Origin of the sequence: Pseudomonas sp. EYE_354, from assembly GCF_023148575.1 — a bacterium.
GTDB lineage: Bacteria > Pseudomonadota > Gammaproteobacteria > Pseudomonadales > Pseudomonadaceae > Aquipseudomonas.
On record NZ_JAHXNQ010000009.1, the window covers coordinates 188,271 to 205,999 of the forward strand.

18 protein-coding genes and 1 riboswitch are annotated in these 17,729 nt (G+C 61.1%); of the genes, 10 read left to right on the forward strand and 8 right to left on the reverse strand.

What is annotated here, in order from left to right; all coding sequences use genetic code 11:
* Positions 1-48 precede the first annotated feature (48 nt).
* Positions 49-453 (reverse strand): hotdog domain-containing protein, encoded by a 405-nt coding sequence (locus tag KZX66_RS14775; RefSeq protein WP_090401687.1) that lies wholly within the window; start codon positions 451-453, stop codon positions 49-51.
* Between the two features lie 187 nt (positions 454-640).
* A riboswitch (S-adenosyl-L-homocysteine riboswitch) is annotated at positions 641-747 on the forward strand.
* A gap of 21 nt (positions 748-768) precedes the next feature.
* Between KZX66_RS14775 and ahcY the strand changes: the two genes are divergently transcribed.
* From ahcY to KZX66_RS14800, 5 genes are all read left to right on the forward strand, one after another.
* Positions 769-2,178, forward strand: coding sequence for an adenosylhomocysteinase (gene ahcY, locus KZX66_RS14780; protein WP_248080484.1), 1,410 nt, complete (start codon positions 769-771; stop codon positions 2,176-2,178).
* 166 nt (positions 2,179-2,344) lie between these two features.
* The gene (metF, locus tag KZX66_RS14785) at positions 2,345-3,190 is read left to right on the forward strand and encodes a methylenetetrahydrofolate reductase [NAD(P)H] (RefSeq protein ID WP_248080485.1); all 846 of its coding nucleotides are present in this window, start codon (positions 2,345-2,347) and stop codon (positions 3,188-3,190) included.
* Positions 3,191-3,274: 84 nt separating this feature from the next.
* Entirely contained in the window at positions 3,275-4,357 is a 1,083-nt protein-coding gene (locus KZX66_RS14790) for a hypothetical protein (protein ID WP_248080488.1), read from the forward strand.
* A gap of 63 nt (positions 4,358-4,420) precedes the next feature.
* Positions 4,421-5,212, forward strand: a complete 792-nt coding sequence (locus tag KZX66_RS14795; RefSeq protein ID WP_248080491.1) for a transporter substrate-binding domain-containing protein — start codon at positions 4,421-4,423, stop codon at positions 5,210-5,212.
* 221 nt (positions 5,213-5,433) lie between these two features.
* Positions 5,434-7,320 (forward strand): DEAD/DEAH box helicase, encoded by a 1,887-nt coding sequence (locus tag KZX66_RS14800; protein WP_248080494.1) that lies wholly within the window; start codon positions 5,434-5,436, stop codon positions 7,318-7,320.
* A gap of 62 nt (positions 7,321-7,382) precedes the next feature.
* On the opposite strand, the gene KZX66_RS14805 is transcribed toward KZX66_RS14800, so the two are convergent.
* Complete coding sequence (locus KZX66_RS14805; RefSeq protein ID WP_248080497.1) at positions 7,383-7,754, reverse strand: nuclear transport factor 2 family protein; 372 nt, start codon at positions 7,752-7,754, stop codon at positions 7,383-7,385.
* A 117-nt stretch (positions 7,755-7,871) separates the two neighbouring features.
* Between KZX66_RS14805 and KZX66_RS14810 the strand changes: the two genes are divergently transcribed.
* Positions 7,872-8,783, forward strand: coding sequence for a LysR substrate-binding domain-containing protein (locus tag KZX66_RS14810; RefSeq protein ID WP_248080500.1), 912 nt, complete (start codon positions 7,872-7,874; stop codon positions 8,781-8,783).
* 34 nt (positions 8,784-8,817) lie between these two features.
* On the opposite strand, the gene KZX66_RS14815 is transcribed toward KZX66_RS14810, so the two are convergent.
* Both KZX66_RS14815 and KZX66_RS14820 read right to left on the reverse strand, forming a co-directional pair.
* Positions 8,818-9,396, reverse strand: coding sequence for a YceI family protein (locus KZX66_RS14815; RefSeq protein ID WP_017531003.1), 579 nt, complete (start codon positions 9,394-9,396; stop codon positions 8,818-8,820).
* 32 nt (positions 9,397-9,428) lie between these two features.
* The gene (locus KZX66_RS14820) at positions 9,429-9,980 is read right to left on the reverse strand and encodes a cytochrome b (protein ID WP_248080502.1); all 552 of its coding nucleotides are present in this window, start codon (positions 9,978-9,980) and stop codon (positions 9,429-9,431) included.
* A 273-nt stretch (positions 9,981-10,253) separates the two neighbouring features.
* Here KZX66_RS14820 and KZX66_RS14825 point away from each other — a divergent pair, with 273 nt between their 5' ends.
* Both KZX66_RS14825 and KZX66_RS14830 read left to right on the forward strand, forming a co-directional pair.
* The gene (locus KZX66_RS14825) at positions 10,254-11,660 is read left to right on the forward strand and encodes an adenosylmethionine--8-amino-7-oxononanoate transaminase (RefSeq protein ID WP_248080504.1); all 1,407 of its coding nucleotides are present in this window, start codon (positions 10,254-10,256) and stop codon (positions 11,658-11,660) included.
* A 43-nt stretch (positions 11,661-11,703) separates the two neighbouring features.
* On the forward strand, positions 11,704-12,423 hold the full coding sequence (locus tag KZX66_RS14830; RefSeq protein WP_248080507.1) for a 16S rRNA (uracil(1498)-N(3))-methyltransferase: 720 nt from the start codon (positions 11,704-11,706) through the stop codon (positions 12,421-12,423).
* Positions 12,424-12,460: 37 nt separating this feature from the next.
* On the opposite strand, the gene KZX66_RS14835 is transcribed toward KZX66_RS14830, so the two are convergent.
* The 3 genes from KZX66_RS14835 to KZX66_RS14845 are packed head-to-tail and all read right to left on the reverse strand — an operon-like array spanning position 12,461 to position 14,992.
* Positions 12,461-13,363 carry a transporter substrate-binding domain-containing protein gene (locus KZX66_RS14835; protein ID WP_248080510.1) on the reverse strand — a complete coding sequence of 301 codons (903 nt, stop codon included), beginning with the start codon at positions 13,361-13,363 and terminating at the stop codon, positions 12,461-12,463.
* Between the two features lie 25 nt (positions 13,364-13,388).
* Positions 13,389-13,739, reverse strand: coding sequence for a RidA family protein (locus KZX66_RS14840; RefSeq protein ID WP_248080512.1), 351 nt, complete (start codon positions 13,737-13,739; stop codon positions 13,389-13,391).
* Positions 13,740-13,750: 11 nt separating this feature from the next.
* Complete coding sequence (locus tag KZX66_RS14845; protein WP_248080686.1) at positions 13,751-14,992, reverse strand: D-amino acid dehydrogenase; 1,242 nt, start codon at positions 14,990-14,992, stop codon at positions 13,751-13,753.
* Between the two features lie 99 nt (positions 14,993-15,091).
* Between KZX66_RS14845 and KZX66_RS14850 the strand changes: the two genes are divergently transcribed.
* Positions 15,092-15,994 carry a LysR substrate-binding domain-containing protein gene (locus KZX66_RS14850; RefSeq protein WP_248080515.1) on the forward strand — a complete coding sequence of 301 codons (903 nt, stop codon included), beginning with the start codon at positions 15,092-15,094 and terminating at the stop codon, positions 15,992-15,994.
* A 16-nt stretch (positions 15,995-16,010) separates the two neighbouring features.
* Here the strand turns inward: KZX66_RS14850 and KZX66_RS14855 are convergent, their stop codons facing one another.
* A complete protein-coding gene (locus KZX66_RS14855; protein ID WP_248080518.1) occupies positions 16,011-16,628 on the reverse strand; it encodes a hemolysin III family protein in 618 nt (205 codons plus the stop codon).
* Positions 16,629-16,772: 144 nt separating this feature from the next.
* On the opposite strand from KZX66_RS14855, the gene KZX66_RS14860 reads away from it, so the two are divergent.
* Positions 16,773-17,693, forward strand: a complete 921-nt coding sequence (locus KZX66_RS14860) for a LysR substrate-binding domain-containing protein (RefSeq protein WP_248080521.1) — start codon at positions 16,773-16,775, stop codon at positions 17,691-17,693.
* The last annotated feature ends 36 nt before the right edge of the window (positions 17,694-17,729 follow it).

Sequence of the window (17,729 nt, forward strand, 5' to 3'; positions counted from 1 at the left end):
CAGGTACGACCTACGGCCGATCAATAGCGTTCACTGGCCCGCGAAGGATTACTCGCTGATGTCGTCTTCCTTGAACTGATCCTTGACGTACCTGATCTCGGTACGCCCGTGCGGGGCCGGCAAACCGTCTTCGCCGAGGTTGACGAAGACCATCTTCTCGACGGTCAGGATGCTCTTGCGGGTGATCTTGTTGCGCACTTCACAGGTGAGGGTGATGGAGGTGCGACCGAACTCGGTGGCAGTGATCCCCAGTTCGATGATGTCGCCCTGGCGCGAGGCGCTGACGAAGTTGATTTCGGAGATGTACTTGGTCACCACGCGCTGGTTGCCCAACTGGACAATCGCGTAGATCGCCGCTTCTTCGTCGATCCAGCGCAGCAGGCTGCCGCCGAACAGGGTGCCGTTGGGATTGAGGTCTTCAGGTTTTACCCATTTGCGGGTGTGGAAGTTCATGGGGGCTCCGGGACTGAGGTGTTTGGCGATTGGGTTACGGCCCCAGCTTCAAGTTTTAAGCGACAAGCTGCAAGTAAAAGCCGATTCGCTCTAACTTGCCGCTTGTAGCGTGTTACTTGCCACTGGCCGGATAAAGAAAGCTATAATCCTCCCCGATTTCGAACGGCCACCACCGTTCTCCCGCCACCTGTCCGAGGGGCGCTGCAGCAGGTTCAACCTGTCAGGCTCGGATGGGGCGTTGTCCGGCCTGGTTGTTCTGGCCTGATACTAAACGCACAACGGCGCCCATTCGCACACTACGAATGGAGGCTCTTCATGAGCGCTGTCAACACGCCTGCAGATTTCAACGACTACAAAGTCGCCGACATGTCCCTCGCCGCCTGGGGCCGTCGCGAAACCTTTATCGCCGAATCCGAAATGCCAGCCCTGATGGGTCTGCGTCGCAAGTACGCCGCAGAGCAACCGCTCAAGGGCGCGAAGATCCTCGGCTGCATCCACATGACCATCCAGACCGCCGTGCTGATCGAAACCCTGGTTGCCCTGGGTGCCGAAGTGCGTTGGTCGTCCTGCAACATTTTCTCGACTCAGGACCAGGCCGCTGCCGCTATCGCTGCTGCCGGTATCCCGGTATTCGCCTGGAAAGGCGAGACCGAAGAAGAGTACGAGTGGTGCCTGGAGCAAACCATCCTCAAGGATGGCGCGCCGTGGGATGCCAACATGATCCTCGACGACGGCGGCGACCTGACCGAGCTGCTGCACAAGAAATACCCGGCCATCCTTGATCGCGTCCACGGCGTGACCGAAGAAACCACCACCGGCGTTCACCGCCTGCTGGACATGCTGGCCAAGGGCGAGCTGAAAATCCCGGCCATCAACGTCAACGACTCGGTGACCAAGAGCAAGAACGACAACAAGTATGGCTGCCGTCACAGCCTGAACGACGCGATCAAGCGCGGTACCGACCACCTGCTGTCGGGCAAGCAAGCTCTGGTGATCGGCTACGGTGACGTGGGCAAGGGTTCGGCCCAATCCCTGCGCCAGGAAGGCATGATCGTTAAAGTTTCCGAAGTCGACCCGATCTGCGCCATGCAAGCCTGCATGGACGGTTTCGAAGTGGTTTCGCCGTTCATCGACGGCGTCAACGACGGCACCGAAGCCAGCATCGACAAGGCCCTGCTGGGTAAAATCGACCTGATCGTGACCACCACCGGCAACGTGAATGTGTGCGACGCGAACATGCTCAAAGCCCTGAAAAAGCGTGCTGTTGTGTGCAACATCGGTCACTTCGATAACGAGATCGACACCGCTTTCATGCGCAAGAACTGGGCATGGGAAGAAGTGAAGCCGCAGGTACACAAGGTTCACCGTACCGGCGCTGGCGATTTCGACCCACAGAACGACGACTACCTGATCCTGCTGGCTGAAGGCCGTCTGGTTAACCTGGGTAACGCCACCGGCCACCCAAGCCGCATCATGGACGGCTCGTTCGCCAACCAGGTGCTGGCCCAGATCTTCCTGTTCGGCCAGAAATACGCCGACCTGTCGCCGGCCCAGAAAGCCGAACGCCTGACCGTGGAAGTGCTGCCGAAGAAGCTCGACGAAGAAGTGGCCCTGGAAATGGTCCGCGGCTTCGGCGGCGTCGTGACTCAACTGACCAAGACCCAGGCCGACTACATCGGCGTGACCGTCGAAGGCCCGTTCAAGCCGCACGCTTATCGTTACTAAGCAGCTGCAAGTTTCCAGCTGCAAGCGGCCAGTAAAAGCGCTTGTGATAGAGACTTGCTACTTCATTGCTCCTTAAGCAGCTGCGCGATGTGAGCTTCACGCGACAAGATCAGGCGTACCGCCCTCTTGCCGCCTGAAGCTTGCAACTTGCAGCTGGAGATATCCCATGTCCCAAGACCGTCGCTACAGCTTCGAGTTCTTCCCGACCAAGACCGATGCTGGGCATGAAAAACTGATGGCGACTGCCAAGCAGTTGGCCAGCTATAATCCCGACTTCTTTTCCTGCACCTATGGCGCCGGCGGTTCGACCCGTGATCGCACGATCAACACCGTGTTGCAGCTGGAAAGCGAAGTCAAAGTTCCCGCCGCTCCGCACCTCTCGTGCGTGGGCGACAGCAAGGACGACCTGCGCGGCCTGCTGACCCAATACAAGGCTGCCGGCATCCAGCGCATCGTCGCCCTGCGTGGCGACCTGCCGTCCGGCATGGGCATGGCCAGCGGTGAGCTGCGCTACGCCAATGACCTGGTGAGCTTCATCCGCGAAGAAAGCGGCGATCACTTCCATATCGAAGTGGCGGCTTATCCGGAGATGCACCCCCAGGCGCGTAATTTCGAAGAAGATCTGAAGAACTTCGTGCGCAAGGCCAACGCCGGCGCCGACAGCGCGATCACACAATACTTCTTCAACGCCGACAGCTACTTCTACTTCGTCGAGCGTGTGCGGGCCCTGGGTGTGAATATCCCAATCGTGCCGGGCATCATGCCGATCACCAACTACAGCAAGCTGGCACGTTTCTCCGACGCCTGCGGCGCAGAAATCCCACGCTGGGTGCGCAAGCAGTTGGAAGCCTACGGCGATGACGTCAAGAGCATCCAAGCGTTTGGTGAGCAGGTCATCAGCGAAATGTGTGAACGTTTGTTACAAGGTGGCGCGCCAGGCTTGCATTTCTATACCCTTAACCAGGCTGAGCCGAGCCTGGCTATCTGGAACAACCTTAAACTGCCACGCTAGGCCTGTTTAATGGCAACACCGGGCCCTCGTGATTACGGGGGCTTTTTTTCATCTACATATCCCCGGAATGGAAGCCAGCAGTACATGAATACAGCGTCCCCGACTCCTCGCCCGCAACTGGTTTACCTGGTTTTCGGTGCCGAGACTTACCATCAGGAAGCGGTATTCAGCATCGCGAGTGCCTTGACGCAGTTGGGCGGTGCCCAGGACATGCCCTTGGACATTCAGGTGTTCAGTGACAACGCTGCCCCCTATATCGGCCTGCCGGTACAGGTGCACACGCTGGACGAAGCCACGCGCAAGCGCTGGAGCGAGCCCCACGGTTACCACTTCCGCACCAAACACGTGCTGTTGCGCCACGTGCTGCAAACGGCAGAGCGAGCCCTGCTGATCGACACCGACACTTTTTTCCACGATTCGCCCATGGCGCTGTTCGAACGCGTCGCTCCCGGCACCGTGCTGTGCAATGCCTTCCAGGCCAAATACGGCGATAACCGTGAAAGCGTGCTGTATAAGACCCTGGCCCGGCACCTGGCAGACAAAGGCCTGGCAGACGATGACATGTGGCTGCTCAATTCCGGCGTCATGGGTCTGACGCGCCAGGATGCGCACATTCTGGATCGCTCGATCGAGCTGATGGACGAACTGTTCCCTATGGCCCAGGGCGCTTACACCCTGGAAGAGTTCTGCCTGTCGGTATCCGCATACCGCACGCTCAACGTGCGCCAGTGCCCGGACCTGATCCACCACTACTGGAGCCGAAAGCAGTTGTTTCGCGCCAAGGTCAAGGCCTGGATCGCCAAGCACGCCGCCGACCCGATCTGCGCCCAGGCGCTGGCAGACACCCGCAAGGTCTCCGCCCACCTGCCCCGCCCGCCACGCCTGCAGCGCTTGATGTACAAGCTGATCACCCTGGCGCTGCCCAAACACAAGCAGCAGTTCATCCGCGAGATCCTCTACGGTTGCTACGAGCACGAGAATGAGTTCGACCAGGCCTGTGGCCCGGTGTGGTGGGAAAAGGCCCGGCAGAACCAGGAAGAGCGTCAGAAATGCCCGGTGGACGCGCACCAGCTCGAACACTGGTTCGCCAACCCGGTGGTGCGCCTGATTCTTGGTGAGCGCCGTGCAGCCATCTATGAACACTTGATGACATCGCCCACAAAATAAGGCGCCCCGAAGAAGCGTGTGCCAGCGCTTCTCTTTAGCGGCTGGGCGTCGTAACCTCGGGGCATGCCCGTCATTCTGAAGTTATTGACCGCTGCCCTCTTTACTCTCCTGAGCCTGGCCGCTTACGGCGAGAAATTGCGCATTGTCACCGAGCCCTGGGCGCCTTATGTATATGACGAACAGGGCACCATGCAGGGGCTGGACTACGAAGCTACGGTGATCGTGTTCCAGCGCCTGGGGGTCGAAGTGCAATGGCAGTTCCTTCCCTGGAAGCGTTGTCTGGCGATGCTTGAGCAAGGCCATGCCGATGGCGTGCTGGATATTTTCCACAACCACGAGCGCGAGGCCTTGCTGCTGTACCCCAGCGAGCCGCTGTCGGAAGTCGAATTCGTCCTGTTCTATGCCAATGACCGCCGCCATCCGGTCCAACACCTGAAGGATCTGCAAGGCCTCTCGGTAGGCACATCACCGGGCTACCTGTACGGCACGCCCTTCAGCGAGTCTTCCTTGTTCACCCGCGAACCGGCGCCCAGCCATGAGGCCAATTTCGGCAAATTGCTGCTGGGGCGCATCGATCTGGTGATCACCGACCGCCGAGTGGGCCAGCATGTGATAAAAGCCATGGCGCTGGAGGACAAGGTCAGCCAGGCACCGCTGGTGGTCAGCCGCCAGCAGCAATACCTTGCCGTACGCCGCGGCGCGGGCATGGACTTGCTGGTGCAACGCTTTGCCGCCGAGCTCAAACGCTTCAAACAAGAGCCGGCTTACGCCACGTTGAGTGCCAAATATGGTGGAATCCCAGCGATTACGGCCTCAGAACGCACCGTTGAGCAGCAGGAAAGCGGCGCGCCGTGATTGCTCTGTTATACTCCGGCCTTTCCGCCAGGCTCACGCCCGGCCGCTCGGGTCTTGAAAACGGCACCCAACCCCGCTACAGCGCAGCTTTCAGCCCGCGCGAGCCGGTGGAGTGCCCGCCAGACGCAGCAGGACCGGACGGGGTTGCGCTCCCCTAAGCGCCATTCACGCCCGGCAAGATTATCCCTTTGGGCCAAGCCCTAACTAAAACAGGATTACTCATGTCCTTTGCTTCCCTCGGTCTCTCCGAGGCTTTAGTCCGCGCCATCGAGGCAGCGGGCTATACCGAGCCTACTCCGGTGCAACAGCGGGCCATTCCCGCCGTGTTGCAAGGTCGCGATCTTATGGTTGCGGCTCAGACAGGTACTGGTAAAACCGGCGGCTTCGCCCTTCCGATTCTGGAGCGGTTGTTCCCCAACGGTCACCCGGACAAATCCCAGCGTCACGGCCCGCGCCAACCGCGCGTACTGGTCCTGACCCCCACTCGCGAACTCGCCGCCCAGGTGCACGACAGCTTCAAGCTGTATGCCCGCGACTTGAAGTTCGTCAGCGCCTGCATCTTCGGCGGCGTCGGCATGAACCCACAGGTTCAGGCCATGTCCCGTGGTGTTGACGTGCTGGTAGCCTGCCCTGGTCGCTTGCTCGACCTGTGCGGCCAAGGCAGCGTCGACTTGTCCCACGTGGAAATCCTCGTGCTGGACGAAGCCGACCGCATGCTCGACATGGGCTTTGTCCATGACGTGAAAAAGGTCCTCGCCCGCCTGCCGGCCAAACGTCAGAACCTGCTGTTCTCGGCAACGTTCTCCCAGGACATCACTGCCCTGGCCGGCAAGCTGCTGCACAACCCGGAACGCATCGAAGTCACGCCGCCGAACACCACGGTCGAGCGTATCGAGCAACGCGTATTCCGCCTGGCCGCAAGCCACAAGCGCTCGCTGCTGGCGCATCTGATCACTCACGGTGCGTGGGAACAGGTACTGGTGTTCACCCGCACCAAGCACGGCGCCAACCGCCTGGCCGAATACCTGGACAAGCACGGTCTCACCGCCGTCGCCATCCACGGTAACAAGAGCCAGAACGCGCGCACCAAAGCCCTGGCCGACTTCAAGGCCGGCTCCGTGCGCATCCTGGTCGCCACCGATATCGCCGCCCGCGGCCTGGATATCGACCAGTTGCCGCACGTGGTCAACTTCGAACTGCCGAACGTCGACGAAGACTATGTGCACCGTATCGGCCGTACCGGCCGTGCCGGTCGTTCGGGTGAAGCCATCTCCCTGGTAGCACCGGACGAAGAAAAACTGCTGAAAAGCATTGAGCGCATGACCAAGCAGAAAATCGCCGACGGCGACCTGATGGGCTTCGACGCCAGCGCCGTAGAGGCCGAAAAGCCTGAAGTACGCGAACGTCCCGATGTGCGTAACCCACGCAACCCACGCGGTCCGAAGGGCGATGGCCCGAACGGCGGCGGTGGCGGCGGCGGTCGTCGCGACAAGGGCAAGGACAAGGGCGGCAAAGACAAAGCGCCAACCAACGGCCGTGGCGAACGCCCGGCCCGTGAGCAGAAGCCACGTGAAGGCACCCCGGCCCGCGAACAGCGCCAGCCGAGCCAGCCGCCACGCGCCGCCGCTGACCGCGCACCGGACGAGTTCCTTGACGACGACGTGGATAACTTCGGTAATCGCGTTGACTACGTGCCCCAGGCCAAACCGGCACAAGGCCGTGGCCGTCGTCCAGGTGCCCCGGCACAGGGCGCAGGTACCGCAGCTCCACGCGGTGGCCAACCTCAGGGCGGACGTCAGAACGGCCCGCGCAACAGCAGCGGCGGCACCACCGGTACGCCACCTGCCAAGCGCAGCGGTCCGCGTAATGGCGCACCGCGTGACGGCCAGGCCCGTCGCGAAGACTCGCGCAGTAACAACCGCCGCCCGGCCCGTGACGAGCAGCCTCGTTCGTCCGAGCCAGCGGTGCAGAACCCGCGCGGTGGCCCAGCCCCCAAAATCATCCACAAGGAGTCGAAAGCCGACCGCTTCCCGACACCCGAGCAACTGGATCAGTTGCCAGGCCGTCCTCGTGGTGAAAAACCAGCGCTGCTGACCCGCAACCGCTGAGTTTTTCCATACAAAAAACGCCCCGACTGTTTGGGGCGTTTTTGTATGCGGCGCTTGGCTTATTAAGCCGTTACTTCACCGGCCTTGTGAAAGAGTTTGGCGAAGATCATCCAGCGCCCCTCAACTTTCATCAAGTTCAAGTAGTCCACCATCAGGTTATTGAACAAGCGCAAACGTACTTTGACCATGGCCATTTCCGGCGACATCACGTCAATCATCAACACTTCATCAAGTTGCGGAAAACCGCCGGCCCGCGGCGATTCACGCCCCTCAACCATGCTCCGGTATTCATCGAACGGTCGAACCACCACCACTGAATTCTGCGCGCTGTATAACACGCAGCCACGATGGAATACGTGATCGAACTTTTTCAAGTCCTGGGTTTGCAAGACATTAAAGTAGTCTTTCAGAAACGCTTGAATTTCCTCAATCATGAGCACAACTCCGAGAACGGTGTTAGTTGAATAAATAACTTGGCGCCATTATCGGTAGCCCACTCGTTTCAGGTATAGCGGCTATTATTAGGCTTTTACGTGAAAGGAATTCACCTATTGAAACTCCCTCCCCTCGCGGCGTTACGTGCCTTCGAGGCCTTGGCCAGGCTGGGCAAGGTGAACCTGGCCGCGCTCGAACTGCACGTCACCCACAGTGCCGTCAGCCATCAAATCCGCTCGCTTGAAGAGTATTTGGGCCTGGCGCTGGTCATTCGCAGCAAACGCTCGCTGACGCTGACTGATGAGGGCCGCGTGTATGCCTACCAGATCAGACAGGCACTGGGCGAGATCGCCGGGGTAACCGAAAAGTTATTGGCGAAAACCAAACACCCGCAGTTAACCGTTTCGGTATTGCCCTCCTATGCCATGCATTGGTTACTCCCGCGTTTACATGACTTCAGGGCCGCTCACCCCGAGTTGCACCTGAGACTGGAATCAAGCATGGAGTTCAGCCATTTCGGGCAAGGCCCACTCGATGGCGCGATCCGCTTCGGCCACGGCCAGTGGCCGGATGTGCATTGCGAGGCTTTGATGGGAGATTCGTTGCTGGTGGTCGCCGCGCGCGACTTCAACCACGGCGTACTGCCGGACACGGCGCAGGCCGTCCTCGAGCTGCCGCTGTTGCACGCCAGTGAAAGCTGGCCCATCTGGCTTGGCGCCGCTGGCGTGGAAGGGGTACGCCCTCACGCTTCGCTGGAGTTCACCGACTCCACGTTAATGCTCGAAGCCGTCAGGCTTGGGCACGGCGTCGCACTGACCCGACGCTCGATTGCCCATGGGCTGCTTCAACGCGGGGAGTTGGTCAAGCTGACAGAGGTCGAGCCGGCGCACGCCTCACGCTACTACCTGGTGTGGCCTGCCGGCCGCAAACCTTCGGCAGCGCTGAGCGATCTGCATCACTGGCTCAAGGACCAGATCGCCCTCTATCAACAGCCTGGCATCCTGCACACAGCAAAACGCCGACCCTGAGGTCGGCGCTTTGACAGTAACGCAGAGAAGCTGATTACTTCTGCTTCACGCCTTCCAGCGAGATGTCCAGGTCAACGGTCTGCGAGGACGGACCTGGGCCTTTGATGCCGAAGTCGTTCAGGTTAACGGTCGCCTTGGCATTGAAGCCGGCACGTTCGCCGCCCCATGGATCCTTGCCTTCACCGTTGAAGGTGGCCTTGAAGACCACTGGCTTGGTGACGCCGTGGAAGGTCAGGTCGCCGGTCACGTCAGCAGTTTTCTCACCGGTGGATTTAACCGCGGTGGATACGAACTTGGCGTCAGCGAACTTGGCAACGTCCAGGAAATCCTTGCTGGCGATGTGCTTGTCACGTTCTGCGTGGTTGGACCACAGGCTGGCAGTCTTCACGTCGACAGCGATTTTGCTGGCTTCAGGCTTGGCGGCATCCCAGCTGAAGGTACCGTCCCAGTCCTTGAAGGTACCGTGGATGTAGCTGTAGCCCAGGTGGCTGATTTTCCAGTCGATGAAGGCGTGCTGGCCTTCTTTATCGATCTTGTAGTCAGCCGCCATGACCTGGCCTGCCGACAGCAGAGCGGTACCGATTGCCAGAGCAGCGAGGGTCTTTTTCAACATACTTTCTATTCCTTGTGAGTCGAGGTTGAACATCAGGCTTTGCGACCCAGCATTCGCGTAAGGGTCGCATCACGATCGATAAAGTGGTGTTTCAACGCAGCTACGCCGTGCAAGCCGGCGAAGACCACCAACACCCAGGCAAGGTACAGATGCACCACGCCGGCGGTGTCTGCCTGGTCCGGCAGACCGGAAACCACGGCAGGAATCTCAAACAGGCCAAACACCGGGATACCAACACCGTCTGCGGTGGAAATCAGGTAACCGGCCACCATCACGGCAAACAAGCCGATGTAGAGAAATGCGTGGCCAAACGCGGCCCCGATACGGGTCATCCGGCTATAGCTGGCAAGCGGCGGTGGCGGCGGACTGAGCAGACGCCAGACGATACGTACCAGCATGAGGGCAAACAGCGTAATGCCAATGCTCTTGTGCAGGTCCGGCGCGTCTTTACGCCATGCGCTGTAATAGTCCAGGCCAACCATCCACAAGCCCAGGGCGAACAGGCCGAACACCACCAGGGCCACGCCCCAGTGCAACACCATACTGACCCAGCCATAGCGGGCCGGTGAATTGCGTAACTGCATGAACTTAATCCCGAAAGAGCTGCGCCCAAGACTAGCGGTTTACCTATCGAATTAAAGCGGAAAATTTCGCTTTGAAATATCGAGAAATGTGATCTTGAGGGTATGAACAGTAAATTAACCAAGGATTAAGGACTATCCAGAAGAAACGTGACAGTCCGTCCTGTGTTTACTGCCAATTCATGCGTAATGGGTTGTGACACAGCCGTCCATTGCATAGGCTTGCGCGATTGTTTCGCCTGCGCCGCCCGCAGGACCGCTTCGAGGAGATCACCGATGGGCTTGAACAACCAGTGGATGCAACGCGACCTCGCGGTGCTGTGGCATCCCTGCACCCAGATGAAAGACCACCAGCAACTGCCGCTGATCCCGATCAAACGCGGTGAAGGCGTCTGGCTGGAAGACTTCGAAGGCAAGCGCTACCTCGACGCCGTCAGCTCCTGGTGGGTCAACGTGTTCGGCCACGCCAACCCGCGCATCAACAGCCGCATCAAGGAGCAGGTGGATCAACTGGAACACGTGATCCTCGCGGGTTTCAGCCATCAGCCTGTGATCGAGCTGTCCGAACGCCTCGTCGCCATGACCCCCGAAGGCCTGACCCGTTGTTTCTACGCCGACAACGGCTCGTCGTGCATCGAAGTCGCGCTGAAGATGAGCTTCCACTATTGGCTCAACCGCGGCCTGCCGAACAAAAAGCGCTTCGTCACCCTGACCAACAGCTACCACGGCGAAACCATCGCCGCGATGTCGGTGGGTGACGTGCCGCTGTTTACCGAGACCTATAAGGCGCTGCTGCTCGATACCATTAAAGTGCCGAGCCCGGATTGCTACCTGCGCCCCGAAGGCATGAGCTGGGAAGAACACTCGCGCAACCTGTTCCAGGCAATGGAGCAGACCCTGGCCGACCACCACGACACGGTTGCCGCGGTGATCGTCGAACCCTTGATCCAGGGTGCCGGCGGCATGCGCATGTACCACCCGGTGTACCTCAAGCTGCTGCGCGAAGCCTGCGACCGCTACGGCGTGCACTTGATCCACGACGAAATCGCCGTGGGCTTCGGCCGTACCGGCAGCATGTTTGCCTGCGAACAGGCCGGCATCCGCCCGGACTTCCTGTGCCTGTCCAAGGCCTTGACCGGCGGTTACTTGCCGCTGGCCGCCGTCGTCACCACCGACGATGTCTATGACGCGTTCTACGACGACTACCCAACCCTGCGCGCCTTCCTGCATTCCCACAGCTACACCGGCAACCCGCTGGCGTGCGCGGCGGCCCTGGCGACCCTGGATATTTTCGAAGAAGACAACGTCATCGAAAACAATAAGGCCCTGGCCCGGCGCATGGCAACGGCCACGGCCCACCTGGTTGATCATCCCCACGTGTCGGAAGTGCGCCAGACCGGCATGGTATTGGCCATTGAGATGGTCCAGGACAAGGCCACCAAGACCGCCTACCCATGGCAGGAGCGGCGTGGCCTGAAGGTGTTCGAGCACGCGCTGCAACGTGGGGCGCTGTTGCGGCCGTTGGGCAGCGTGGTGTATTTCCTGCCGCCGTACGTGATCACGCCCGAGCAGATCGACTTCCTCGCCGAAGTGGCCAGCGAAGGCATCGATATTGCGACCAACAGCAAGGTCAGCGTTGCCGTGCCGAAGGACTTTCACCCAGGCTTTCGTGATCCGGGCTGATCCCGTTTACTTCAAAGATTTTGTAATTTTTCAGAGAACCGACATGAGATTGTCCCGCTTTTTCACCGACACCCCACTGAGCCTCGGCGACGTTGAACTGCCCGAAGCCCAGGCGCATTACATCAGCCGCGTCCTGCGCATGGTCGAAGGCGACGCCGTGCAACTGTTCGACGGCTCCGGCCAGGAGTTTCGCGGCACATTGTTGGAGGTCGGTAAAAAACGCGTCAGTGTGCAACTGACGGAACACTTCGCGGGCCAGAGTGAATCGCCGCTGCACATCCACCTCGGCCAGGGCCTGTCCCGGGGCGAGCGCATGGATTGGGCGATTCAGAAAGCCACGGAGCTGGGGGTCAACGCGATCACGCCGATTTTCAGCGAGCGCTGCGAAGTGCGCCTCAAGGACGAGCGCGCCGACAAACGCCTGCTGCACTGGCGCCAGGTGGCGATCAGTGCCTGCGAGCAATGCGGACGCTCCACCGTCCCGGTGATTCATCCACCGCTGTTGCTGGCGGACTGGCTCAAGCACGCCGAGGCGGGCCTCAAGCTGGTGCTGCACCCGGTCGCCGAGCCGATGGTCAGCCATGCCAAGCCGTCAAGCCTGGCGTTCCTGATCGGGCCGGAAGGCGGGCTGACCGACGCCGAAGTCGACGCCGCCACGGATGCAGGCTTCCACGCCGCACGCCTGGGCCCGCGCGTGTTACGCACCGAGACCGCGCCCGTAGTCGCATTGGCCGTCGCCCAACAGTTGTGGGGCGACTTCTAACCCCCGTTGCAAACTCAATCAAAAATGGCTTGGGTCATCACTCCACTGGGTCACTGACCGGCGTGGCGATAATCGCCTTCAACTCGCGGGTCATCGGGAACTCCAGGTTCAAGCCCTTGGGCGGAATCGGCTGCTCAAACCAGCGCTGGTAAATCCCGTTGATCTCGCCGCTGCGGTACAAGTCGCCCAAGGTGTCGTTGACCACCGCGAGAAACTGCGGGTCGTCCTTGCGCACCATGCAGCTGTAGATCTCCCGCGATTGCTCCTCGCCCACCACGACCCAATGGTGCGGATCCTTGGCCTTGGCGCGCTCACCGTAAAGCAATGCGTCATCCATGTAGAACGCAACCGCGCGGCCGGTCTCAAGCATCTTGAACGCTTCACCGTGGTCCTTGGCGCTGATCACGAACATATTGGCCTTGTGCTCGGCGTTATAACTTTTAAGGAAGCGCTCGTTCGTGGTGCCGGCGGTGGTCACCACGTTCTTGCCCGCCAGGTCGGTGAAGCCCTTGATGCCGCTGTCTCTGGCCGTCAGCAACTGGCCCTTTACGTAAATAAACCCGTAGGAAAACGCCACCTGTTTCTGCCGCTCGGCCGTCACCCCGGTGGAGCCGCATTCCAGATCAACAGTGCCGTTCTGCACCAGCGGGATACGGGTCTGGGAAGTCACCAGGTTGTACTTCACCTGAAGATCGGCCAGACCGATTTTCTGCTGGATACGCTCGACAATCTTGCCCGCCAGGTCCACCGAATAGCCCATGGGTTTGCCGCTGCTGTCCCCTACGTAGGAAAACGGCACCGAGGCATCGCGATACCCCAAGGTGATGGCCTTGGCGTTAGCGATTTTGCTCAGCGTACCGTCCAGGGCCGGTTCATTGGCGTAGGCCTGTGCGCCCAACAAAAGCCCGAGGGTGCAGCCGGTCAACAGGATCTTTTTCATTGTTATGCTCCGTTGGTCTGTGAAGTTATTTACGGGCGGCAATCACGCTGATTTCCACCAGCACACTCGGCCGCGCCAGTTGTGCCTGCACGGCAGTGCGGGTGGGCGCCTGCCCCGGCGACAGCCAGGCGCACCACACCTCGTTCATCGGTGCGAAGCCGCTGTCGATGTCTTTGAGGTAGAGGGTCGCGTTGAGCAAATGATCTTTGTCGCTGCCCGCCTGGGCCAGCAGCGCGTCGATCTTGTCCAGCACCTCGCGGGTTTGTGTCGCCACGTCCTGGCCGGCGTCCGGCACTTGGCCCGACAGAAACACCAGGTCCTTGAAGGTCACGGCGCCACTGAGACGCTCGTTGCTGCGGATTCGGTTGATGCTCATGGGTACATCCCTTATGCGGCGCGGGGCGACAGGCCCTGCATATCGATGGAAGGCGTGCGCTGGTCAATCAATTCGGCCAGCAATTGGCCGCTGCCGCACGCGAGGGTAAAGCCCAATGCGCCGTGGCCCAGGTTCAGCCAAAGGTTGCGATAGACGCTGGCACCAATCAGCGGCACTCCGGTCGGGGTGGCAGGCCGCATGCCGGCCCATTCCACCGCGTGGGCGTAGTCGCCGGCCGCAGGAAATGTCTCGACCGCCTGACGCTTGATCAGCGCCAGGCGCTTGGGCTCAAGGCCGGCATCGAAGCCGACGATATCCACCATGGCCGCGACCCGCAGTTGCTCGCCGATCCGCGCGTAGACGACCTTGCGCTCGTAATCGGTGATGCTTACGTTCGGGGCCTGGTGCTGCGCGCCAATCGGCACGCTCAGGCTGTAGCCCTTGAGCGGGTACAGTGGCAGCGCCAGGCCCGGCAGCCCCAACTCGGCGCTGCGATGCCCGGCTGCCAGCACCAGTCGTTGCACCGGCATCACGTCGTTACCCAGTTCGATGGCGTGCACCACCCCGTTCGCGTGGCGAATTGCGGTCACCTTGCGCCCCAGCAAAAAGGTACAGCGCCCCGAGGCGGCGAGCCGGGCCGCCAACTGCTGGCAGAACCCATGACAATCGGCCACCTCCTCGCTCGGCGTATGGATACCGCCGACAAAACCACCGCCCGCCAACGCCGGCTCCAGGCCCGCGCATTCGGCGGCCGACAGCACCTGCTGGTGCCGGTTATCGATGACCTTGCCGCGCGCCTGGTCGAAGCGAGCGGCCGTGCGAAACATCACCAACTTGCCATTGCGCCGCCAGTCGAAGCCGTCCAGCCGATCGTCCTCGCGCCATTGCTGCAAGGTGCTCTGGCTCAGGGTCGCCAGGCGCAGCAGGTGGGCGGCATTGCGGGTGTTCACCGAGTGACGGCAAGCGCCGAGAAAGGCCGCCATCCAACGCCACTGCTGGGGGTCGAGGCGCGGGCGCAGTTTGAGTGGAGAATCGCCGCGCAGCAGCCAGCCAAGCGCTTGCAGTGGCACGCCGGCATCCGCCAACGGTGCAACATAGCGGTAAGACAATTGCCCACCGTTGGCGAAACTGGTTTCGCTGCCAAGGCTGTCGCGGGCGTCGATCACGGTCACGTCATGGCCTGCGCGTACCAACGCGTAAGCACTGGCCAAACCGATCACCCCGCCGCCAATGATGCACACCATCCCTGCCACCCACCGTTGAATCAAGAGGCCTCAAGCGTAGGCGCAGGTGACAGGCCGCCGACAATGAATAAAGATGAGCCCCCCATAAACAAAGGTTATGGACCTGCCATGCGCCTGCGTCATATCGAGATCTTCCAAGCCATCCGCCAGACCGGCTCCGTCAGCGCCGCCGCGCAGTTGCTGCATGTGTCGCAACCGGCAGTGACCAAGGTGCTGCAACACGCCGAGTTGCAGCTGGGGTTCCCGCTGTTTCTGCGGGTGCGCGGCAAATTGCAGCCCACGCCGGAAGCCCTGGCGCTGGAAAGCGAAGTCGAGAAAGTCACCGCGAGCCTGCAGGGCGTGCGGCGCCTGGCCAAGAGTTTGCGGCGTGCGCCGGGGCACAGTGTGCGCATTGGCGCGATCCCGGCATTGGCCCTGTCTTTGCTGCCTCCGACGATCCTGGCGTGGAAACGCGATTACCCGGACATCGCCTGCGAGCTGTCCAGCGACCACAGCCGCGAACTGGTGCAAAAGCTATTGATGCGCGAGATCGACCTGGCGCTGACACTCAACTTCTCCGGCCACCCAGGGCTGACCACCCAAGTGCTGGCCAATGGTGTGCTGGTGGCGCTGGCGTCGAAGGGCTATTGGCCGGATGCCGACCTGCATCGGCCGCTGCCATTGGCCGACCTGGCCGGCGCGCCGTTGATCGGCCTGTCCAGCGCCGACCCGTTGGCGGCGAGGCTCGACAGCTACCTGGAAAGTGTCGAGCCCGCACCGCGGGTGACGATCTCGGTGCAAACCTATTCACTGGCCCGTGCGATGGTGGAATCCGGCGCGGGGTTAACCGTGATCGACCCCTTCACCGCCTTGGGCGCCTCGACGGCCACCACCTGCATCCGTCCACTCAGCCCGCCGCTGCCCATCACGCTGTACGCACTGACCCGCGCCAATGAGGCGCCACCGCATATGCTGGCCAAGCTGCTGGAGATGTTTGGCGACCGCGCCCGCGAATGGCTGGAGCGCCTGTAAGACCGCGCAGGTCAGGTCACAGCACGTAATGCATGATCGCCACGAAATGCAGCAGGCTGCCGCCGATCACGAACAAGTGCCAGATCCCATGGGAATGGCGCAGGCGATCCTCCAGGGCAAAAAAGATAATGCCCACCGTGTACAACACCCCGCCCGCGGCCAGCCAGGTAAACCCGGCCGTGCCCAGTGCGGCCAGCAGCGGCTTGACCGCCACCAGCACGATCCAGCCCATCACCGCGTAGATCACGATCGATAGGATGCGCGCCTCGGAGCGCGGCTTGATCTCCTGCAGAATGCCGATCACCGCCAGACCCCACACGATGCCGAACAGCGTCCAGCCCCACGGGCCGCGAAGGGTTACCAGGCAAAACGGCGTGTAGCTGCCGGCGATCAACAGGTAGATCGAAAAGTGATCGACCTTCTGCATGATCTGTTTACGCCGCCCGCGCACGCTGTGGTACACGGTCGACGCGCTGTACAACACCATCAGGGTAAAGCCATAAATCGCCACGCTGACGATCTTCCAGGGGCTGCCATCCAGACTCGCCACCACCAACATCCACACGACGCCAATACACGCCGCGACTGCACCGAGCAAATGGCTCCAGGCGTTGAAGCGTTCCCCGTGATACATCTGTCATTGACCTCCTGTAACCGTTAGCCGCTGGCGGCAAGCCTCCCGCCTTGCGCATCAGAGTGCAAGCCTCGTATGACGTTCCGGCGACGCGGCGCGGTTTTGCGGGCACAATCGAGCGCATTCGAACAAGAGCCCACGGCCATGCTGATCGACGAAGAATTCACCCTCAAAAAACTCGAAATCTTCCTGGCGTTCATGCGCACCGGCAACCTCGCCCGCGCCGCCGCCGAACTGCAAACCAGCAACGTCAGTGTGCACCGCGCCATTCATTCGCTGGAAAACGCCCTGCGCTGCCCCCTGTTCAAACATGAAGGGCGCAACCTCACGCCGCTGGAAAGCGCCTACGTACTTGAAGAACGCGCGCAGAAACTGGTGGCCGATGTGGTCGACAGCGTACGTCTGACCCGCGAAGCCGCAGGGTTTTCGGCCGAACGCTTCAAGCTGGGCTCGCTGTATTCGCTGACGGTAAAGACCGTACCGCAGCTGATCATGGGACTGAAAATCCGCCGCAGTGAACTCAACATCGACCTGATCCTGGGCTCCAACTTCGACCTGCTCTACAAGCTCAAGAACATGGAAGTCGACGCGATCCTGATCTCCCTCGACGAACACGCCAACGACCCGGACTGCGAACAGATCGCGCTGTTCTCCGACGACATCTTCCTCGCCACCCCGGCCGACTCGCCCTTGGACCGCGCCCGCGAAATCGACCTGGCCGACGTGCGCGACGCGACCTTCATCACCCTCACCCAAGGCTTCGCCACCCACCAGGACGGCAACCGTGTGTTCAAGCAGGCGGGGTTCGAGCCGAAGGTGGCGATGCAGGTCAACGACATCTTCACGCTGTTGAGCATGGTCAGTTCGGGGGTGGGCTATGCGCTGCTGCCGGGGCGGATTGCCGCGGTGTATGAGAACCGCGTGAAGCTGATACCGCTGCAAGCCAAGTATCGCCTGCAGCAGCATATTGGGGTGGTGTTCCTCAAGGCCAAGGAGCGTGACCCTAATTTGCTGGCGTTGCTGGCCGAGTGCCGGATGTATGCCAACCGGCAGCTGACCGCCTGACACGCCGCCATCGGGGCAAGCCCACGATGGCGCCAG